Below are 17,542 nucleotides of genomic sequence, written 5' to 3'. Positions count from 1 at the left end.
ACCATGTCGGACCAAGAAAATAAACTGAACATCACGCGCCGCGGTATGCTGGGGGCCACTGCCACCGGTGCCGTCATCGCCGGGACCGGTCTGGGATCGACCCTGATGACCGCGAAAGAGGCCAGCGCTGCCGCCAAGCAGCATCTGGAGCCGGGCGAGCTGGACGAATATTACGGCTTCTGGTCGTCGGGCCAGACCGGCGAACTGCGCATTCTGGGCGTGCCGTCCATGCGCGAGCTGATGCGGGTGCCTGTGTTCAACCGCTGCTCGGCCACGGGCTGGGGCCAAACCAACGAGTCGCTGAAGGTTCTGACCGAGGGCCTGCTGCCTGAAACCAAGGAGTTCCTGGCTGCAAACGGCAAGGTCACCTATGACAACGGCGACCTGCACCACCCGCATATGTCGTTCACCGACGGCACCTATGATGGCCGTTATCTGTTCATGAACGACAAGGCCAACACCCGCGTGGCCCGTGTGCGCTGTGACGTGATGAAATGCGACAAGATCATCGAGATCCCGAACGCGCATGACATCCACGGCCTGCGTCCGCAAAAATTCCCGCGCACCGGCTATGTCTTTGCCAACGGTGAGCACGAGGCCCCGCTGGTCAATGACGGCCAGATCCTTGATGATCCGTCACAATATGTGAACATCTTTACTGCCATCGACGGCGACACCATGGAAGTTGCATGGCAGGTGATGGTGTCGGGTAACCTCGATAACACCGACTGCGACTATCAGGGCAAATACGCCTTCTCGACCTCGTATAACTCGGAAATGGGTATGAACCTGGCCGAGATGACCGAGAACGAGCTGGACCATGTGGTCGTGTTCAACCTCAAAGGTATCGAAGAGGCCGTAGCGGCCGGGAACTATCAGGAACTGAACGGCGTCAAGGTCGTGGACGGGCGTAAAGAGGCGGGTGGAAACCTGACCCGGTACATCCCGATCCCGAACTCGCCACACGGTGTGAACGCAGCGCCTGACAAGAAACACATCATGATCAACGGCAAGCTGTCGCCGACCGTGTCCGTGATCGATGTGGAAAAGGTCGATGCGCTGTTCAGCGAAAACGCCGATCCGCGTTCCGCTGTTGTCGCCGAGCCGCAGCTGGGCCTTGGCCCGCTTCACACGGCATTCGACGGCAAGGGCAACGCCTATACCACCCTGTTCCTGGACAGCCAGGTGGTGAAGTGGGACATCGCCAAGGCGATCGAGGCCTATGCGGGTGCCGATGTTGACCCGATCGTCGACAAGGTCGACGTGCATTACCAGCCGGGCCACAACTCGACCTCGATGGGTGAAACTGCCGAAGCGGATGGCAAGTGGCTGATTTCGATGAACAAGTTCTCGAAAGACCGCTTCCTGAACGTGGGTCCTCTGAAGCCCGAGAATGAGCAGCTGATCGACATTTCCGGCGACAAGATGAAGGTGGTCCATGACGGCCCGACCTTTGCCGAGCCGCATGACTCGATCATTGTTCACCGGTCCAAGGTGAACCCGGTCAATGTCTGGGACCGCAACGACCCGATGTGGGAAGAGGCGCGTGCGCAGGCTGCCGCTGACGGTGTCGATCTGGACGAAGGTGCCGAGGAACCGATCCGGGATGGCAACAAGGTGCGGGTCTACATGACCTCGACCGCGCCCGTGTTCAGCATGGAGAAGTTCACCGTCAAACAGGGTGACGAAGTGACCGTCTATGTCACCAACCTGGACGACGTGGATGATGTGACCCACGGCTTCTGCCTGTCGAACTTCGGTATCGCGATGGAGGTCGCACCGCAGGCCACCGCCTCGGTCACGTTCATTGCCGACCGTCCGGGCGTGCACTGGTTCTATTGCCAGTGGTTCTGTCACGCGCTGCACATGGAGATGCGCGGCCGGATGTTTGTTGAGCCGCGGAGCGCATAAACATGCGTTGGCCCCTGCTCATACCGCTCATGCTCGGCTCGCCCCTTTGGGCGGCGGATTGGGATGTGCCCAATCGGGCGGGGGCCATCAACGAGATACTGGCGCAGGCGGCGGATGGGGACACCCTTCGCCTGAGCCCCGGCGTTTACGTCGAGCAGTTGGTTCTGGACCGGCCCGTGACCCTCGACGGGCTGGGACAGGCCACCATCGACGGCCAAGGCCAAGGCAGCGTGATCACAGTGACCGGGCCGGGCGTGACCCTGCGCGGGCTGACGGTGATCGGATCGGGATCGGACCATGACGGGATCGACAGCGGCATCCAGCTGACCAAGACGGCGCGCGCGCCGGTGGTCGAGGACAATGTGCTGCTGGGCAATCTTTACGGCATCGACATCCACGGTGCGAAGGACAGCATCGTGCGCGGCAACCGGATTGAAGGGCGGCAGGATCGCCATATGAACGCGCGCGGCAATGGTGTCTATGTCTGGAACGCGCCGGGTGCGGTGGTTGAAGGCAATGACATCCGCTATGGCCGCGACGGGATCTTTGTGAATTCGTCCAAGAAGAACACCTTTACCGGCAACGTGTTCCGCGATCTGCGGTTTGCCGTTCACTACATGTATGCCGACGACTCGGTTGTCAGCGACAATGTCTCGATCGGCAACGATCTGGGCTATGCGGTGATGTTCACGACCAATGTGCGGGTTGCCAACAATGTCTCGATCGGGGACCGCGAACATGGCGTGATGCTAAACTATGCCAACAAGAGCGTCATCACCGGTAATGTGGTGAAAGGTGCCAAGGAAAAATGCACCTTCCTGTATAACTCGAACAAGAACGAATTCACCGACAACTGGTTCGAGGGATGTGGCATCGGCATCCACTTTACCGCTGGCAGTGAACGCAACCGCATCGTTGGCAATTCATTCATCGGCAACCGGACGCAGGTGAAATACGTCTCGACCAAGTGGGTCGAGTGGTCCGAAGACGGGCGCGGCAATTACTGGTCCGATTTTGCCGCCTATGATGTGGATGGCAACGGCATCGCCGATGTCCCCTATCGACCCAATGACAGTATGGACCATGTGCTGTGGACCCAACCCGCAGCCAAAATGCTGCTCGGCTCGCCTGCCGTGCAGCTGGTGCGCTGGTCGCAATCGGCCTTCCCGGCACTGTTGCCGGGGGGTGTGATGGACAGCAACCCATTGATGCAAGCCCCTGAACCCCCAGCTATGAAAAAGGTGCCTCATGACGGATAAGGCCCTGTCAATTGACCATGTCAGCAAGAACCGGGGGAAAACCTGCGTTCTTGACGATATCACCCTGTCCCTTGCCCCAGGTCAGCGCGTGGCGCTGCTGGGCCATAACGGCGCGGGCAAGTCGACCCTGATCAAATCCATCCTTGGCCTGACGCCCATTCAGGACGGGACTATTCGGATCGGGGATGCCACCCCCGGCAGTGCGCAGGCACGACGGGATACGGCCTATCTGCCCGAGGCGGTCTCGTTTCACCCGGCGTTGACCGGGCGCGAGCAGCTGACGCTGTTTGCGAAACTGTCCGGGTCGAAAGCCGATGTGCCCGGTCTGCTGGAACGCGTCGGCCTGAGCGACGCATTGGACCGCCGGATCGGTGCCTATTCCAAGGGGATGCGGCAACGTCTGGGGCTGGCGCAGGTGCTGCTGGGACAGCCGAAAGTGGCGCTGCTGGATGAGCCGACATCGGGCCTGGACCCGATCTCGCGTCAGGACCTCTATGCCATTATCGACGAATTGGCCGCGCAGGGTACCGCCGTGCTGATTGCCAGCCATGCGTTGACCGAGGTTGAGGCGCGCACCGACCGGATCGCCATCATGCGCAAGGGTCGGATGGTGGCCGATGACACGCTGAACAACCTGTCGGCGCTGGCCGGTCTGCCTATCCGCCTGAAGGTGCGCGCCAGCGCCAATGCGGATGCCCTGGCCGCTGAACTGGGCGGCAACCGGATCAACGGCGCATCGGTCGAGCTGCTGTGCACACCCGAAGACAAGATGGAGGCCCTGCGCCGGATCGCCGGGTTGGGCGATGCAGTGGCGGATGTGGAAATGACCCCGCCCAAGCTGGAGGATCTTTATCGCCACTACGCACAAGAGGAGAGGACATGACCCGCTTCCTTGCCATCACCCGAACTGAAATGCTGATCCTGCGCCGCAACCGCTGGCTGTTGGTTGCCACGCTGATCATGGTGCTGTTCGCCTTGGCGCTGACCTTTGCGGGCAGTGCGCCCACCGGCACTTTGGGTGTTGATATGCTGACCGTCTCGGTCGCGTCGATGACCACATTGTCGGTTTACCTTGCGCCTTTGCTGGCGCTGATGATTTCCTTTGACGCCATCGCAGGCGATGTGGACCGGGGCAGCCTGTCGCTGCTGCTGTCCTATCCGGCTGGACGCGGGGAAATCCTGTTGGGCAAGTTCTGCGCCCATCTGGCCGCGCTGGCCTTTGCCATGACCGTGGGTTTTGGCACCGCAGGTGCGGTAGCCGCGTTCTTTGGTGGTGCGGGGCCGGAAAGCCTGATGGCGCTGGTGCGACTTATCCTGACCTCGATCCTGCTGGGCGCCGTGTTTCTGGCGCTTGGATACCTGCTGTCCGCTTTGGCGAGGGGCGCCACGGCGGCAGCGGGTCTGTCGGCCGGGCTTTGGCTGGTTTTTGTCGTCCTTTATGATCTGGGCCTGTTGGGGGCCGTCGTCATGGACAATGGCGGCGCATTCACCCAATCCGTCTTTCCATGGGTGATGGTGGCCAACCCGGCCGACGCGTTCCGTTTGTGGAACATCGCCGCGACGGAAGGCGTGGCAATGGCTTCGGGCATGACCGGGGCCGCACAGGCCCTGCCGGTCTGGGCCGCACCCGCGTCGCTGCTGATCTGGCCGGTGCTGGGCTTTGCCCTCGCCCGGCTGGCTTTCCGGAGGGTCGAGCCATGAGACGCCTTGCCCTGATCGCATTGCTTGCACTGGTGGCCTGCAAGGAAGAGCTGGCCGAGGCCCCCGATCCGGTCGATCTGACACCGGATGCGCTGAGCTATTTCTGTCAGATGAATGTCGCCGAGCATGGCGGGCCCAAGGGGCAGATTCATCTGAAAGGCTATCCGGCCCCGCTGTTCTTTGCACAGGTGCGGGACATGGTGGCCTATCTGAAAAGCCCCGAGCGCGATGCGGATATCACTGCCATCTATGTCAGCGATATGGGCGTCGCGCCAAGCTGGCGGCAGCCGGGGATTTCGAACTGGATCGCTGCGGATGATGCGACTTTTGTGGTTGGTGCCGATGTGGCTGGCGGCATGGGTGCGCGCGAAGTGGTGCCCTTTGCTGATCCAGCGGATGCCCAGATTTTCGCGGAGACCTATGGCGGGACCGCGATGCGCCTGCCCGACATTCCTGATGCCGAAGTGCTTGGCCCGGTCGATCTTGATCTGAAGTTGGAGACCCCCGTATGATCGCCCTGTCCCGTCGCCGATTTCTGATCATTTCGGCCGCCTGTGCGGCCTCCCCGGCCATGGCCTTTGACACGCACTGGCGCGGCACCGCCCTTGGGGCTGCGGCCAGCCTGCGGCTGGTTGGGCTGACGGATGCCGAGGCCGCACCGATCATCACCGCCGTCGAGGGTGAGGTGACCCGGCTGGAGGATATCTTCAGCCTGTACCGTCCGCAGTCACAGCTGAGCCGCCTGAACCGCGACGGAGTTTTGACCGAACCCGCGCCTGAGCTGTTGAATGTGCTGAGCCTGAGCAGTGCGCTGCATCAGGCATCCGGCGGCGCATTCGACCCCAGCATTCAGCCCCTGTGGTATGCCTTGGCAACAGGCGCTGGCCCCGAAGATCTGGCTGCCGCCCGCGCTGCTGTGGGCTGGGAACGGGTGTCTTTCGATGCCGCGTCGGTGCGACTGCCGGTGCCGGGTCAGTCGGCCCTGACGCTGAACGGTATCGCCCAAGGCGCGATCACGGATCGGATCGCTGCGCTGCTGCGTGGCTTTGGCCTGCGTGATGTTCTGGTCGACATGGGAGAGGTTGCCGCCTTGGGTGTGCGTGGCGACGGCACGCCCTGGAAAGCCGGGTTGGCCGCGCCGGACCAGCGGGTTCTGAAACGGGTCGCGCTGCGTGACCGCGCGGTCGCGACATCATCGTCGCTGGGGACGCAGCTGGGACAGGGTTTGGGCCACATCATCACCCCGGACGGACCTGCAAACCGGGACAGAACGGTTTCGGTTTCTGCCCCTGACGCGGTGATCGCAGATGGGCTGTCTACTGCGATATGCGCGGCGCCCGAAAGCCAAGTCGCTGAAATCTTGAGATATTTTATCGGAGCCCGTGTCGAGCTGAATGTATGACGCATGGTCGCAAATCTCAGGTGGGTCAGGAAAATTCACCAAGAACATGATATTCGCGAAAAACATGATATAGGTCAATTCGTGCGCTGCTTCGCGCAGTTAGGAAGTAAGGACGCGAACCAATCTATCCACACTCGAGTCGCCAGCCATGAGCCAGTTGACCAGCAGACGCGCTTTTCTGAGCGCACGTATCCTACGGGAGGATCCTGATGCGATCCGACCGCCGGGTGCGGGCGTGACAGGCTTTGCCGATCTGTGCACCGGCTGCGAAGACTGCGCCGGGGCTTGCCCGGAAGACATCATCACATTCGACAACAGCGGCTTTCCGGTTCTGGATCTTTCTGGAGGCGGCTGCACCTTATGCGGCGCATGTGCCGAGGTTTGCCCGACCCCGGCGCTGTTGCCCGAGCGTGTGGCAGAGTGGCCGTGGCGCGCACGGATCGAGGCCGCAAGCTGCCTGTCGATGAACGGGGTAAGCTGCCGCCTGTGCCAGGACACTTGCGAACAGGAAGCCATCCGCTTTCGCCTGCAATTGGGCGGGCGGGCTGAACCGGCGCTTGAAACCGAAACCTGCATCGGATGCGGCACATGTTCTGCCGCCTGCCCCGCCGGGGCAATCACGATGCACCGCCCCGCCCCTTTGCACCCGGAGGTGACCCAATGAATATCTGTGGCTGTCTTGTCCACATCGCCCCCGATCACACCGACGCCGCACGCGCGGCGATGACCGGCACCGATGGCGTCGAGCTTCATGCCGAGGCCGAGGATGGCCGGTTCGTCGTGGTTGTCGAGGATACAGCCGACCGGCTGGCCTCGGAAACCATCATGGATCTGCACCAGATCCCCGGCGTGATCTCGCTATCGCTGACCTATCACCATTTCGAAGATCCCGCGGAGGCTGCTCCGCGTCCTGATGCTCCAAGCCAACCGTCCAGCAGGAGGCCCATGCAATGACCATCTCTGAATCCCGTCGTACATTTCTGAAAGCGTCCGCAGCGGCTGCCACGGCCTCGGCTGCCGGCATTCCAATGGCCGCTGGTTCGGCCAGCGCCCAGGCCGCCGCGCCCGATATCCGCTGGGACAAGGCCGCCTGCCGGTTCTGCGGCACGGGCTGTTCGGTTCTGGTGGGCACCAAGGATGGCCGCGTAGTCGCCACGCAGGGCGACCCGGATGCGCCGGTCAACCGGGGTCTGAACTGTATCAAGGGCTATTTCCTGTCCAAGATCATGTATGGCAAGGACCGCTTGACCACGCCGCTTTTGCGCAAAACCAACGGCGAATATGACAAGAATGGCGAGTTTGAGCCGGTCAGCTGGGACGAAGCCTTTGACGTCATGGCTGCCAAGTGGAAAGAGGCGCTGGCCAAGAAAGGCCCGACCAGCGTGGGTATGTTCGGTTCCGGTCAGTGGACCGTCTGGGAAGGTTATGCGGCGGCCAAGATGATGAAGGCCGGGTTCCGGTCGAACAACATCGACCCCAACGCGCGTCACTGCATGGCGTCGGCCGTGGTCGGCTTTATCCGTACCTTCGGCATCGACGAGCCGATGGGCTGCTATGACGACCTTGAGCACGCAGATACGTTTGTTCTGTGGGGGTCGAACATGGCCGAGATGCACCCGATCCTGTGGTCGCGTCTGACCGATACGCGCCTGACCAAGCCGGGATGCGAAGTGCATGTTCTGTCGACCTTCGAGCACCGTTCGTTCGAGCTGGCCGACAATGGCATGGTGTTCAACCCGCAGACCGATCTGGCGATCCTGAACTACATTGCCAATTACATCATCCAGAATGGCGCGGTGAACGAAGAGTTCGTCAAGAACCACGTCAACATCACCAAGACCGCCACCGATATCGGTTATGGCCTGCGCGACAATCATCCGCTGCAACAAGAGGCCGCGAACCCCAATGTCGGCAAGATGGAGCCGATCAGCTTTGAGGAATATGCCGAGGCGGTATCGGCATACACGCTGGAATACACTTCGGAGTTGTCCGGTGTTCCGGCGGACAAGTTGGAGCGTCTGGCCCAGCAATATGCCGACCCGAACCGCAAGGTCATGAGCCTATGGACCATGGGGTTCAACCAGCATACCCGCGGGTCGTGGGTGAACTCGTTGATGTACAACGTGCACCTGCTGGTGGGCAAGATTTCCGAGCCCGGAAACTCGCCCTTCTCGCTAACCGGTCAGCCGTCGGCCTGCGGAACCGCGCGTGAAGTTGGCACCTTTGCCCACCGTCTGCCTGCCGACATGGTTGTCATGAATGACGAGCACCGCAAGATTTGTGAAACCGCCTGGAACGTGCCTGCGGGTACCATTCCGGCCAAGCCCGGCTTTCACGCCGTGCAGCAGCACCGCAAGCTGAAGGATGGCGATCTGAACGCCTATTGGGTGCAGTGCAACAACAACATGCAGGCCGCACCGAACATCAACGAAGAAGGCTATCCCGGGTATCGCAACCCCGAAAACTTCATCACCGTATCAGACCCCTACCCGACCGTCACGGCCGTGTCCGCCGACCTGATCCTGCCTACCGCCATGTGGGTCGAGAAGGAAGGTGCCTATGGCAACGCGGAACGCCGTACCCAGTTCTGGCGGCAGCAGGTCAAGGCACCCGGCGAGGCCAAGTCGGACATGTGGCAGGTGATGGAATTCTCGAAACGCTTTACAGTCGAAGAGGTTTGGGGCGAAGAGTTGCTGGCCACCATGCCAGAGCATCGCGGCAAGACCATGTACGAGGTTCTGTTCGCCAATGGCAGCGTCGACAAGTTCCCGCTGTCGGAAACGGCCGAGGGCTTTGACAACGACGAATCCGAGCATTTCGGGTTCTACGTTCAGAAGGGTCTGTTCGAGGAATATGCCAACTTCGGGCGCGGCCACGCGCACGATCTGGCTCCGTTTGAAACCTATCACCAAGCCCGTGGCCTGCGCTGGCCGGTCGTGGATGGCAAGGAAACGCTGTATCGTTTCCGCGAAGGCTATGACCCTTATGTGCCCGAAGGTGCGGGCGTGAAGTTCTATGGCAAGAAGGATGGCAAGGCGAGCATCATCTTTGCGCCTTACGAACCTGCGGCCGAGGAACCGGATGCCGAATATGATCTGTGGCTGTGCACCGGTCGCGTGCTGGAACACTGGCATTCGGGGTCGATGACACGCCGTGTGCCAGAACTGCACCGCGCCTATCCCGCTGCTGTGGTTTACATGCATCCGCAGGACGCCAAGGATCGGGATCTGCGCCGGGGTCAGGAGATTGTTCTGTCCACCCGTCGGGGCGAGGTCACCAGCCGGGTCGAAACCCGTGGGCGCAACAAGGTGCCGCGCGGTCTGGTGTTCATGCCGTGGTTTGATGAAGGCCAGCTGACCAACAAGCTGACGCTGGACGCGACCTGCCCGCTGTCGAAAGAGACCGACTTCAAGAAATGCGCCTGCAAGGTCGAGCGCGCATAGGCAACAAGGATCGTACGGGTAAATCCTCATGTCTTTTGCCGACAAACCCCTTTCGCCGCAGCGGCGCCGGTTCCTGCAGGATTCGGCGCGGGCGGCGGGCGGCTGCGTGGTCGCCGGGACGGTGCTGGCCTATCTGGCCCGCGACGCCCGCGCCCTGCCAGCCGAGGCTTTGCGCCCGCCCGGCGCGCTGCCGGAAAAGGAGTTTCTGTCGGCCTGCATCCGCTGCGGATTATGCGTGCGGGATTGCCCATACGATACCCTGAAACTGGCCGAGTTGGGCTCGGACGCGGTGGCGACGGGAACACCCTTTTTCACCGCTCGGGATATTCCCTGCGAGATGTGCGACGACATCCCATGTGTCGCCGCATGTCCGACCGGGGCACTGGATCCCGCGTTGGACAATATCGACGATGCGAAGATGGGGGTCGCGGTTCTGGTCGATCAGGAGAACTGCCTGAACTTCCTCGGGTTGCGCTGCGATGTCTGTTACCGCGTCTGCCCCGTCATCGACGAGGCGATCACGCTGGACACCACGCACAACACGCGGTCGGGCCATCACGCGATGTTCATCCCGACCGTCCACGCCGACCGCTGCACCGGCTGCGGCATGTGCGAGAAAAGCTGTGTTCTGCCCGAGGCCGCCATCAAGGTGCTGCCTGCCCGGCTAGCGCGGGGCAGTTCGGCAGAGCACTACCGCAAGGGCTGGGAAGAAAAGGCCGCGAAAGGCGCGCCGGTGGTCGAGGGGATCATCGATCTGCCGGACCGTTTGCCCGGACCGGGCACGGACAATCTGGTCACGCCCGGCGGCTTTGCTCCGGGATATGATCTGCCGGGGGTGGGACAATGAGCGCCCGCACAGATATGCCCACAGGTCACGAGGCCATCGCCAGCAAGGGCTGGATCGGCGCGCATCGCTATCTGCTGCTGCGCCGTGCAAGCCAGCTGTTCTTTCTGGTTCTGTTTCTGCTGGGCCCATGGTTCGGCATCTGGATCGTTCAGGGCACGCTGGCCGGGTCGCTGACGCTGGGCGTGCTGCCTTTGACCGATCCGTTCATCCTGTTGCAGAGCATGGTTGCAGGCCACTGGCCCGAGGTGACGGCACTGATCGGCGGGGCGATCGTTCTGGTGATCTACGCGCTGATCGGCGGGCGGGTCTATTGTTCCTGGGTCTGCCCGATCAATCCGGTGACGGATGCGGCCAACTGGCTGCATCGCAAGCTGGACCTGCCGAAGGGCTGGCAACCAAAGCGCGGCACGCGCCTGTGGATTCTGGCAACCGTCCTGCTTGTTTCGGGTCTGAGCGGCATGATCGCGTGGGAACTGATCAACCCGATCACCATGCTGCATCGCGGGCTGGTCTTTGGAATGGGCTTTGTCTGGGCCTTGATCGCCGCCATCTTTGTCTTTGACGTCTTCGTCTCGCGCCACGGATGGTGCGGGCACCTGTGCCCGGTGGGCGCGTTCTATGGCCTGATCGGAGCAAAAAGCCTGCTGCGGATCAGCGCCACAAACCGCGCCGCCTGCGATGACTGCATGGATTGTTACGCGATCTGCCCGGAAAATCAGGTGATCTCGCCAGCGCTGAAGGGCAAACCGGGAAGTACCCCGCTGATCCTGTCACCCGACTGCACGAATTGTGGCCGCTGCATCGATGTCTGCGCGGTCGACGTCTTTACCTTTACTCACCGGTTCGACGACCACGTCGTCCAACCTTTCGATCCAGTTGCCGCGCCCGAGCCGCGCGCCGCCAGACCTATCTAGGGGAGTGCCAAGATGAAAAAATCGATCGTTACAGGCGGAATTGCCCTTCTACCCGTATTATTGCTGAGCGGTTGGGCCGTCGCGCAATCTGCTCAGGTTGAATCCCTGCGTGGTGCGGACGTGGATGAGCCGGTGCCGCTGGACCAGATCCACCGCAATGTCGAAGGGCGGCAGCAGCGCAATTACCGGCAGCAACCGCCATTGATCCCGCATTCGGTCGAACAGTACCAGATCGACATCCGTACCAACCAGTGCCTGTCCTGCCATGACTGGACCAAAGCCGGTGACCGCAACGCACCGACGCTGTCGATGACCCATTATCTGGACCGCGAAGGCCGCGAACTGGATCGGATCGCCGGAACGCGGTATTTCTGCAACCAGTGCCACGTACCGCAGGCCGACGCCCCGCCGCTGGTCGACAACGTGTTCCAGCCCTCCGCCGGCAATTGATCCAACGCAAGACTGAAAGGAGCACCGACATGGCCGACTCCCCTGAAAACCGCGGCTTGCTTGGTCGCCTCTGGAACGCGATCTGGACGCCGACGGTGTTGTTCAGTTCAGGCTTTCTGGTCCTGGCCGGATTTCTGGCCGGTATCCTGTTCTGGGGTGGATTTCACTGGACCCTTGAGCTGACGAATACCGAAGAATTCTGTACTTCGTGCCACACGATGGAAACGAACCTGGGCGAATATCGCGAAACGGTCCATTACAACAACCATTCCGGCGTTCGTGCGATCTGTTCCGACTGCCACGTGCCGGATGAATGGAGCCACAAGATCAAAGCCAAGATCATGGCCGTCAAAGACGTCTATCATGAGCTGGCCGGAACCATCAGCACACCCGAGCAATACGAGGCGCATCGCCTGAGCATGGCTTCGGCCGTGTGGAAGAAGATGAAGGAATCGGACAGCCGTGAATGCCGCAACTGTCATAACTTCGACTACATGGACTTTACCATTCAGGAAACACGGGCCGCGTCGGAACACCAGCGCGCCATTGACACCGGCATGACATGTATCGACTGCCATCAGGGCATCGCGCATAATCTGCCCGCAAACTATCTGGAACAGTACCAGAAAATAAGCGAGGCCGTGGAGGGCGAGGTTCTGCAGGAACATGCATCCGCCTCGGGCAGCGACATCCGCGCGTTTCTGAACAACAGCTCGAATTGATGTGGGGACGGACATGCTAGACTTACTTGGAACAATCGGCGCCAATGTCCTGGGCCTGCCCGGCATACTAGGGCTGGCGCTTGGAATGATGACCCGCAAGCTGTGGTTGGGTGCGGCACTGGGGGCCGGTGTCGGCATTCTGGAAACGCTGGTTTTCGCGGGCTTTCAGTTCGCCCATGTGGAAGCGCTGGAACTTGGTATCTCGGTTCTGGTCGGGCTTTGCGCGGGCAGCCTTGGCACTGCCATCCGCCTGAAGGGCGCAACCGTCTGAAGAAGAAACCGGTTCTGCCCATTGGTGGAACCGGTATCCTGCCGGGTCACGTTTCCAGCGCCAAAGCGGGTGCTTGTACCGCGCGCGACACGTCCATTGACGTAGGGGAAGCGCTTAAGGCGCGCGGCAGTGTCGAAAATCGGCAGGGTCTGATTTTCGCATTTCCACAACTTCGATAAAAGCGCACGAGGCCCTAGCGCCTATGGGAAAACACCCTTCCCCATTACGCGCGGCAAGGCAGCATGCCGGGTTCAGTTTTGCGCGTGAAAAATCAATATGAAACTGAAAGCCAATGATTCGACACGAAAAACTCAAAGTGGAGTGGAATTTCAACGCTACATCTGCCACAGCAGATAACAAGTTAACAATGGTGTCCCTGCGTCATGTGGATTGAACGTAAATTCCTCTCTATTTTTGCTTATACAAATACAATATGTTTTGAGGGGAGTAAGGGGGGAAGGAAAATGGGCGGGGGCGCAGAACGATGACGGGGGTCCTTGAGGCATCGCCGCGTATCTCAAAAGTTCTTCGACTGGCTGATCTGGAAAACCATGCCACCCTGTTTCGGCAGGAAGGCGTGGATGATGATATTCTGGACGAGTTGACAGATCCCGAACTGCGCGATCTGGGGCTGACGGTTGGCGAAAGAAAGCGGTTTCGCAAGGCGCAGGCCCGTCTGAAATCTGAGGAGGCATCGACCCGGCAGGAGCTTAGGTCCGAAGCCGAGCGGCGGCAGCTTACGCTGGTTTTCTGCGATCTCGTGGGGTCGACGCAGCTGGCCCAGCGGTATGACCCGGAAGACCTGATGCAGATCATGAATCTGTATCTGGATACGGCGATCGGCACCCTGAAACAGCATGGCTGTCATCTGGCCTACAGGCAGGGCGACGGGATCATGGTCTATTTCGGATATCCCAAAGCCATGGAGGACGATGCCGAACGCGCCGTTCGCGCCGTGCTGGAAACCATCGAAGCCGTACAAAACCTTGAAAACAGGTTTGGCGAAAAACTGGATCTGCGGGCGGGAATTGCCACCGGTATGGTCGTTGTGGGGGTGGTCTCGTCAACAAGTCTTGGGTCGCAGGACTTTCTGGTCGGTGAAACCGCGAACCTTGCATCCCGCCTGCAGGGTCTGGCCGAGCCGGGCGAGGTGATCGTTTCCGCAGAGACGTGGCGATTGACACAGGGCGCATTCGAGTTCGAGCCCCGTGGCAGCCAGAACCTGAAAGGGTTTGACAATCAGCGCACCGTCTATCGCGCAATTTCCGAAAGCGTCGCGACCAGCCGGTTCGATGCGCGTGTCGGACAGTCAGCCGTTGATCTTGTCGCCCGTGGCGACGATCTTTCGGTCCTGACCCAGCTTTGGAAAGACGCACAGGCGGGGTCCGGCAAGTTTGCGTTTGTCGGTGGCGCCGCAGGCATTGGCAAATCGCGGCTGATCAAGTCCTTGTCTGAAACAATTGGCGTCAAACCCTTTACCTTGCAGTGCATTCCGCATCTGGCCAGCCTTCCGCTTCACCCGATCGTGGGAGAGTTGAGGCGCGTTTCAGGCGACAAGTCCAATGACGGCATCCGGGGCGCGATTTCCGATTTTGTTCAGGCCGCCTCTCGTCTGAGCGACGCGGATTTGCCTGTTCTTCTGGATATGGCCGGGGTCGAAACGGGCGCAGCGCCGGATCCCGATCCCCTGAAGAAGGCCCGCAAATCGCTGGACGTGTTGTTGCGCAGCCTTGGCAGCCTGTGTGACAGGCGCGGCACCTTGTTGCTGGTGGTGGAAGACGTGCACTGGGCTGACGCAACCACGCTGGACGTGCTGGAGGCGCTGGCATCAGGTCTGGACGGGTTCCCGATACTGGTGGTCCTGTCGCATCGCCCTGAATACGAGCCGCCTGAGCATTACGAGGGCCGCGCGGCGCGCATCGATCTGACGCCTTTGGCCAGCAGTGAAGCCTCGGAACTGGTCCGGCGCGTGGCCGAGCCATACAGTTTGCCGGTCATCCTGATCAGGCAGATTGTCGAGAAGGCCGATGGCGTGCCGCTTTACATCGAAGAGATGACCAAGGCGGTTCTGGACCAGCTGCCGCAAGATGCGCCGATCAACGCCGAGGTTCTGGATGCCCTGAGTATCCCCGCAACCCTTCAGGATTCGTTGATGTCGCGTCTTGACCGGATGGAAAACGCCAAGCCCATTGCGCAGCTTGGGTCTGTTATCGGGCGCAGTTTCACCTCGGCGATGATCCAGGCGGTGGCGCAGGAAGACATGGATGTGGAAAGCGCGCTGATGCAGCTGATGGCGGCTGGCGTTGTGCTGATCACGGGCGAAGCCGGAACGGCCACCTACACGTTCAACCACGCGCTGGTTCAGGATACGGCCTATAACTCGCTGCTGCGCGAAGACCGGCAGAAGGTTCATCTTAAAATCGCACGGGCCTTGCTGGCCGGACATAACGCATTCGGAAACCCTGCCCCCGATACCGTGGCGCATCACTGCGACCATGGCGGGTTGAAGGATGAGGCGGTGTCCAACTGGTTTACGGCAGGCGAACAAGCCCTGACGCGGTTGGCGAACCTGCCTGCAATCTCGGCATTTCGCGCGGCACTGCGCAATATCGGAACGATGCCCGCCAATGCCGAGCGTGACGGGTTCGAGCTTCGGGTGCAGATGAATATCCTTCCGGCTTACATGGCGATCTATGGATGGTCCTCCGATCAGGTCGGAGAGACAGCCGCCCGCGCGATGGAGCTTGCCCATGCATTGGGCGATGGCGAAACCCTTTTCGCGGCCACCTTCTGCCGCTGGACCAATTTCTTTGTGGCAGGCCAGATGAACCGGGCAATGGAGATGGGACAGGCTCTGGACGCGATGGCCGGTATGAGTGGCGATCCTGTCACCAACGTGCTGGCAGCCCGCGCGCTGAGTTTCACGCATTACTTCCGCGGGGAGTTCGCGGATTGCGAGCAGCAGCTTGACCGTGCCTTTGCGCTGATCACGCCTGAGCTGGACATGGCCATGATGCCGATGACCCAGTCCTCGACCACGGCGTCTTTGCTGGCCATTCAGGGGTGCCTTCTGTGGCAGCAGGGCAAGTTTGATGAGGCGGAGGCCGCACGTCTGAAAGCCATCGACGTCAGCCGGGCACTGAACCACGCACCCAATCTTGTCTATGTCATGGGCGCGTGCAGCATGTTCCTGCCCTACGCGGGCGAATGGGACCGGCTGGACGTCACTATGAAAGAAGCGCGCAAGATCGCCGATGAGGAAGGGTTCCTGTATCTTCACGCCATGCAGGATATCTACATGGGTCTTGCGCAGGCGGGAAAAGGTGACATCGAGGGCGTCCCGGCCCATATCGAGGCCTGCATGAACCTGATCTCAAAGTCTGGTGGAAACTTTACTTTTCCGCAGAATCAGATTGTTCTGTCTGAGTTGATGATCGATCACGGGGATATTGATCAGGCCCTGGACCGGCTTGAAACCGTGTGTACCCCCGGTTGGGAACGAGGAGAAACGCTGAACAAACCGGAATATCACCGCGTGCGGGCCAAAGCCTTTGCTGCCAAGGGTGATCGGGATAGCGCGATTGCCGAGGGTGAACTGGCATTGGCGCTTGCCCGCGAATGTGGTGCCGTTGTTCAGGAACAACGCGCCGAGGCACTTCTGGACAGTTTGACGAAAGCCGAATGAACGAGACGGACTGCCCGGCCAAACAGGGCAGCATCACCAAGAGGGATTTACAATGACCGACGCATTGGATTGGAACACCGAACAGTGGAATGCCGTTAACAAGGCCGTCCATGATGAAGCGCTGCGTGCGCGGGTGGCTGCGAGTTTTCTGCCGCTTTATGGGCCGCTGCCGGCGGACACGCAATCTGTTCCCCTGAACAAGCTGGGTCTGGTCGACAACGCATCAGGCGCGGCCAAGCGTCTGGAAGTGAATGATTATGACACCCTGCGGCTGACGACGGTTTCCGTCAACGTCTACCTGAAAGGCGCGCAGGTGGCTGATCCGGAACTGGCCGCGGCCATGATCATGTTCCGCCGGGCCGCCGCCGTCGTGGCCAAGGTCGAGGATGACATCGTTTTCAACGGCCAGCCAGGCAGCAGCGAAGCGCCCAAACATGCCGGTGGCGCACCTGCGGATCTACCGCCGATCTATACCGTCAGCGGTGGCGGCAAATACCCGGGGCTGCTGGAGGCTGGCGAAGGTCAATCCATATCGATCAACGGGAAGAAAAAACCCTGTTCCGGCCCCGAGGTTTTCGAGGCCGTGGTCGCGGGCATCAACAAGCTGGAAGCGCATGGATACCTTGGGCCTTTTGCCTGCGTGATGGGCAATGGGCTGTTTCAGGCCGTGACCACGCCGATCGAAAACTCGATGGTGCTGCCGCGTGACAGTATTCTTCCGTTCCTTGACGGCCCGCTGCTGCGATCGGGCACCCTGCCCGCAAACAAGGCAGCACTTGTATCGCTGCAAGGTGCGCCGGTCGAGATTGTCGTGCCTTCGGATATCGCGGTGAAGTATCTGCAAACCTCGTCTGACGGTGAGCACATCTTCCGCGTGCAGCAGAAGTTCCACCTGAGGATCAAGGAAGCACAGGCGATCTGCACCATCACGTGCTGA

The 17,542-nt window shown here is 60.7% G+C and carries 16 protein-coding genes; all 16 read left to right on the top strand.

All coding sequences use genetic code 11. From position 1 onward, the window contains the following. Positions 1-3 precede the first annotated feature (3 nt). Positions 4-1,911, top strand: a complete 1,908-nt coding sequence (gene nosZ / locus ACR0J7_RS14560) for a TAT-dependent nitrous-oxide reductase (RefSeq protein ID WP_480484303.1) — start codon at positions 4-6, stop codon at positions 1,909-1,911. 2 nt (positions 1,912-1,913) lie between these two features. Further along, positions 1,914-3,170, top strand: a complete 1,257-nt coding sequence (locus ACR0J7_RS14555) for a nitrous oxide reductase family maturation protein NosD (RefSeq protein ID WP_480914715.1) — start codon at positions 1,914-1,916, stop codon at positions 3,168-3,170. Then, the gene (locus ACR0J7_RS14550) at positions 3,160-4,053 is read left to right on the top strand and encodes an ABC transporter ATP-binding protein (protein ID WP_480900535.1); all 894 of its coding nucleotides are present in this window, start codon (positions 3,160-3,162) and stop codon (positions 4,051-4,053) included. The genes ACR0J7_RS14555 and ACR0J7_RS14550 overlap by 11 nt, the downstream gene beginning before the upstream one ends. Next, positions 4,050-4,871, top strand: coding sequence for an ABC transporter permease (locus ACR0J7_RS14545; RefSeq protein ID WP_480914713.1), 822 nt, complete (start codon positions 4,050-4,052; stop codon positions 4,869-4,871). The genes ACR0J7_RS14550 and ACR0J7_RS14545 overlap by 4 nt, the downstream gene beginning before the upstream one ends. Further along, positions 4,868-5,383 carry a nitrous oxide reductase accessory protein NosL gene (locus tag ACR0J7_RS14540; RefSeq protein WP_480914711.1) on the top strand — a complete coding sequence of 172 codons (516 nt, stop codon included), beginning with the start codon at positions 4,868-4,870 and terminating at the stop codon, positions 5,381-5,383. The genes ACR0J7_RS14545 and ACR0J7_RS14540 overlap by 4 nt, the downstream gene beginning before the upstream one ends. Beyond that, the gene (locus ACR0J7_RS14535; RefSeq protein ID WP_480914709.1) at positions 5,380-6,273 is read left to right on the top strand and encodes an FAD:protein FMN transferase; all 894 of its coding nucleotides are present in this window, start codon (positions 5,380-5,382) and stop codon (positions 6,271-6,273) included. Before ACR0J7_RS14540 ends, ACR0J7_RS14535 begins: the two co-directional genes overlap by 4 nt. Positions 6,274-6,421: 148 nt before the next feature. Next, positions 6,422-6,937, top strand: a complete 516-nt coding sequence (napF, locus tag ACR0J7_RS14530; protein ID WP_480914707.1) for a ferredoxin-type protein NapF — start codon at positions 6,422-6,424, stop codon at positions 6,935-6,937. Further along, positions 6,934-7,227, top strand: a complete 294-nt coding sequence (locus tag ACR0J7_RS14525) for a chaperone NapD (protein ID WP_267363554.1) — start codon at positions 6,934-6,936, stop codon at positions 7,225-7,227. Before napF ends, ACR0J7_RS14525 begins: the two co-directional genes overlap by 4 nt. Beyond that, positions 7,224-9,716: a nitrate reductase catalytic subunit NapA gene (gene napA, locus ACR0J7_RS14520; RefSeq protein WP_480914705.1), complete on the top strand. Its 2,493-nt coding sequence runs from the start codon at positions 7,224-7,226 to the stop codon at positions 9,714-9,716. Before ACR0J7_RS14525 ends, napA begins: the two co-directional genes overlap by 4 nt. Positions 9,717-9,744: 28 nt before the next feature. Then, positions 9,745-10,563 (top strand): ferredoxin-type protein NapG, encoded by an 819-nt coding sequence (gene napG / locus ACR0J7_RS14515; RefSeq protein ID WP_480520461.1) that lies wholly within the window; start codon positions 9,745-9,747, stop codon positions 10,561-10,563. Beyond that, positions 10,560-11,477 carry a quinol dehydrogenase ferredoxin subunit NapH gene (gene napH, locus ACR0J7_RS14510; RefSeq protein WP_480914703.1) on the top strand — a complete coding sequence of 306 codons (918 nt, stop codon included), beginning with the start codon at positions 10,560-10,562 and terminating at the stop codon, positions 11,475-11,477. The genes napG and napH overlap by 4 nt, the downstream gene beginning before the upstream one ends. Before the next feature lie 12 nt (positions 11,478-11,489). After that, a complete protein-coding gene (locus ACR0J7_RS14505) occupies positions 11,490-11,927 on the top strand; it encodes a nitrate reductase cytochrome c-type subunit (protein ID WP_480477413.1) in 438 nt (145 codons plus the stop codon). 29 nt (positions 11,928-11,956) lie between these two features. Further along, positions 11,957-12,649 (top strand): NapC/NirT family cytochrome c, encoded by a 693-nt coding sequence (locus ACR0J7_RS14500; RefSeq protein ID WP_480900526.1) that lies wholly within the window; start codon positions 11,957-11,959, stop codon positions 12,647-12,649. A 13-nt stretch (positions 12,650-12,662) separates the two neighbouring features. After that, complete coding sequence (locus ACR0J7_RS14495; protein ID WP_267363546.1) at positions 12,663-12,920, top strand: hypothetical protein; 258 nt, start codon at positions 12,663-12,665, stop codon at positions 12,918-12,920. Between the two features lie 484 nt (positions 12,921-13,404). Continuing rightward, positions 13,405-16,605: an adenylate/guanylate cyclase domain-containing protein gene (locus ACR0J7_RS14490; protein ID WP_480914701.1), complete on the top strand. Its 3,201-nt coding sequence runs from the start codon at positions 13,405-13,407 to the stop codon at positions 16,603-16,605. A gap of 52 nt (positions 16,606-16,657) precedes the next feature. Continuing rightward, positions 16,658-17,542 carry an encapsulin gene (locus tag ACR0J7_RS14485; protein ID WP_209507025.1) on the top strand — a complete coding sequence of 295 codons (885 nt, stop codon included), beginning with the start codon at positions 16,658-16,660 and terminating at the stop codon, positions 17,540-17,542.

It is taken from the genome of Ruegeria sp. O4, from assembly GCF_056535125.1.
Note: the sequence above shows the minus strand (reverse complement) of the source record. Positions and strands in the feature narration are given on the sequence as shown.

Bases quoted from the DNA above. Each gene is read 5' to 3' on its own strand.
- nosZ (WP_480484303.1), top strand. From the start codon at position 4: ATGTCGGACCAAGAAAATAAACTGAACATCACGCGCCGCGGTATGCTG.
- ACR0J7_RS14555 (WP_480914715.1), top strand. From the start codon at position 1,914: ATGCGTTGGCCCCTGCTCATACCGCTCATGCTCGGCTCGCCCCTTTGG.
- ACR0J7_RS14550 (WP_480900535.1), top strand. From the start codon at position 3,160: ATGACGGATAAGGCCCTGTCAATTGACCATGTCAGCAAGAACCGGGGG.
- ACR0J7_RS14545 (WP_480914713.1), top strand. From the start codon at position 4,050: ATGACCCGCTTCCTTGCCATCACCCGAACTGAAATGCTGATCCTGCGC.
- ACR0J7_RS14540 (WP_480914711.1), top strand. From the start codon at position 4,868: ATGAGACGCCTTGCCCTGATCGCATTGCTTGCACTGGTGGCCTGCAAG.
- ACR0J7_RS14535 (WP_480914709.1), top strand. From the start codon at position 5,380: ATGATCGCCCTGTCCCGTCGCCGATTTCTGATCATTTCGGCCGCCTGT.
- napF (WP_480914707.1), top strand. From the start codon at position 6,422: ATGAGCCAGTTGACCAGCAGACGCGCTTTTCTGAGCGCACGTATCCTA.
- ACR0J7_RS14525 (WP_267363554.1), top strand. From the start codon at position 6,934: ATGAATATCTGTGGCTGTCTTGTCCACATCGCCCCCGATCACACCGAC.
- napA (WP_480914705.1), top strand. From the start codon at position 7,224: ATGACCATCTCTGAATCCCGTCGTACATTTCTGAAAGCGTCCGCAGCG.
- napG (WP_480520461.1), top strand. From the start codon at position 9,745: ATGTCTTTTGCCGACAAACCCCTTTCGCCGCAGCGGCGCCGGTTCCTG.
- napH (WP_480914703.1), top strand. From the start codon at position 10,560: ATGAGCGCCCGCACAGATATGCCCACAGGTCACGAGGCCATCGCCAGC.
- ACR0J7_RS14505 (WP_480477413.1), top strand. From the start codon at position 11,490: ATGAAAAAATCGATCGTTACAGGCGGAATTGCCCTTCTACCCGTATTA.
- ACR0J7_RS14500 (WP_480900526.1), top strand. From the start codon at position 11,957: ATGGCCGACTCCCCTGAAAACCGCGGCTTGCTTGGTCGCCTCTGGAAC.
- ACR0J7_RS14495 (WP_267363546.1), top strand. From the start codon at position 12,663: ATGCTAGACTTACTTGGAACAATCGGCGCCAATGTCCTGGGCCTGCCC.
- ACR0J7_RS14490 (WP_480914701.1), top strand. From the start codon at position 13,405: ATGACGGGGGTCCTTGAGGCATCGCCGCGTATCTCAAAAGTTCTTCGA.
- ACR0J7_RS14485 (WP_209507025.1), top strand. From the start codon at position 16,658: ATGACCGACGCATTGGATTGGAACACCGAACAGTGGAATGCCGTTAAC.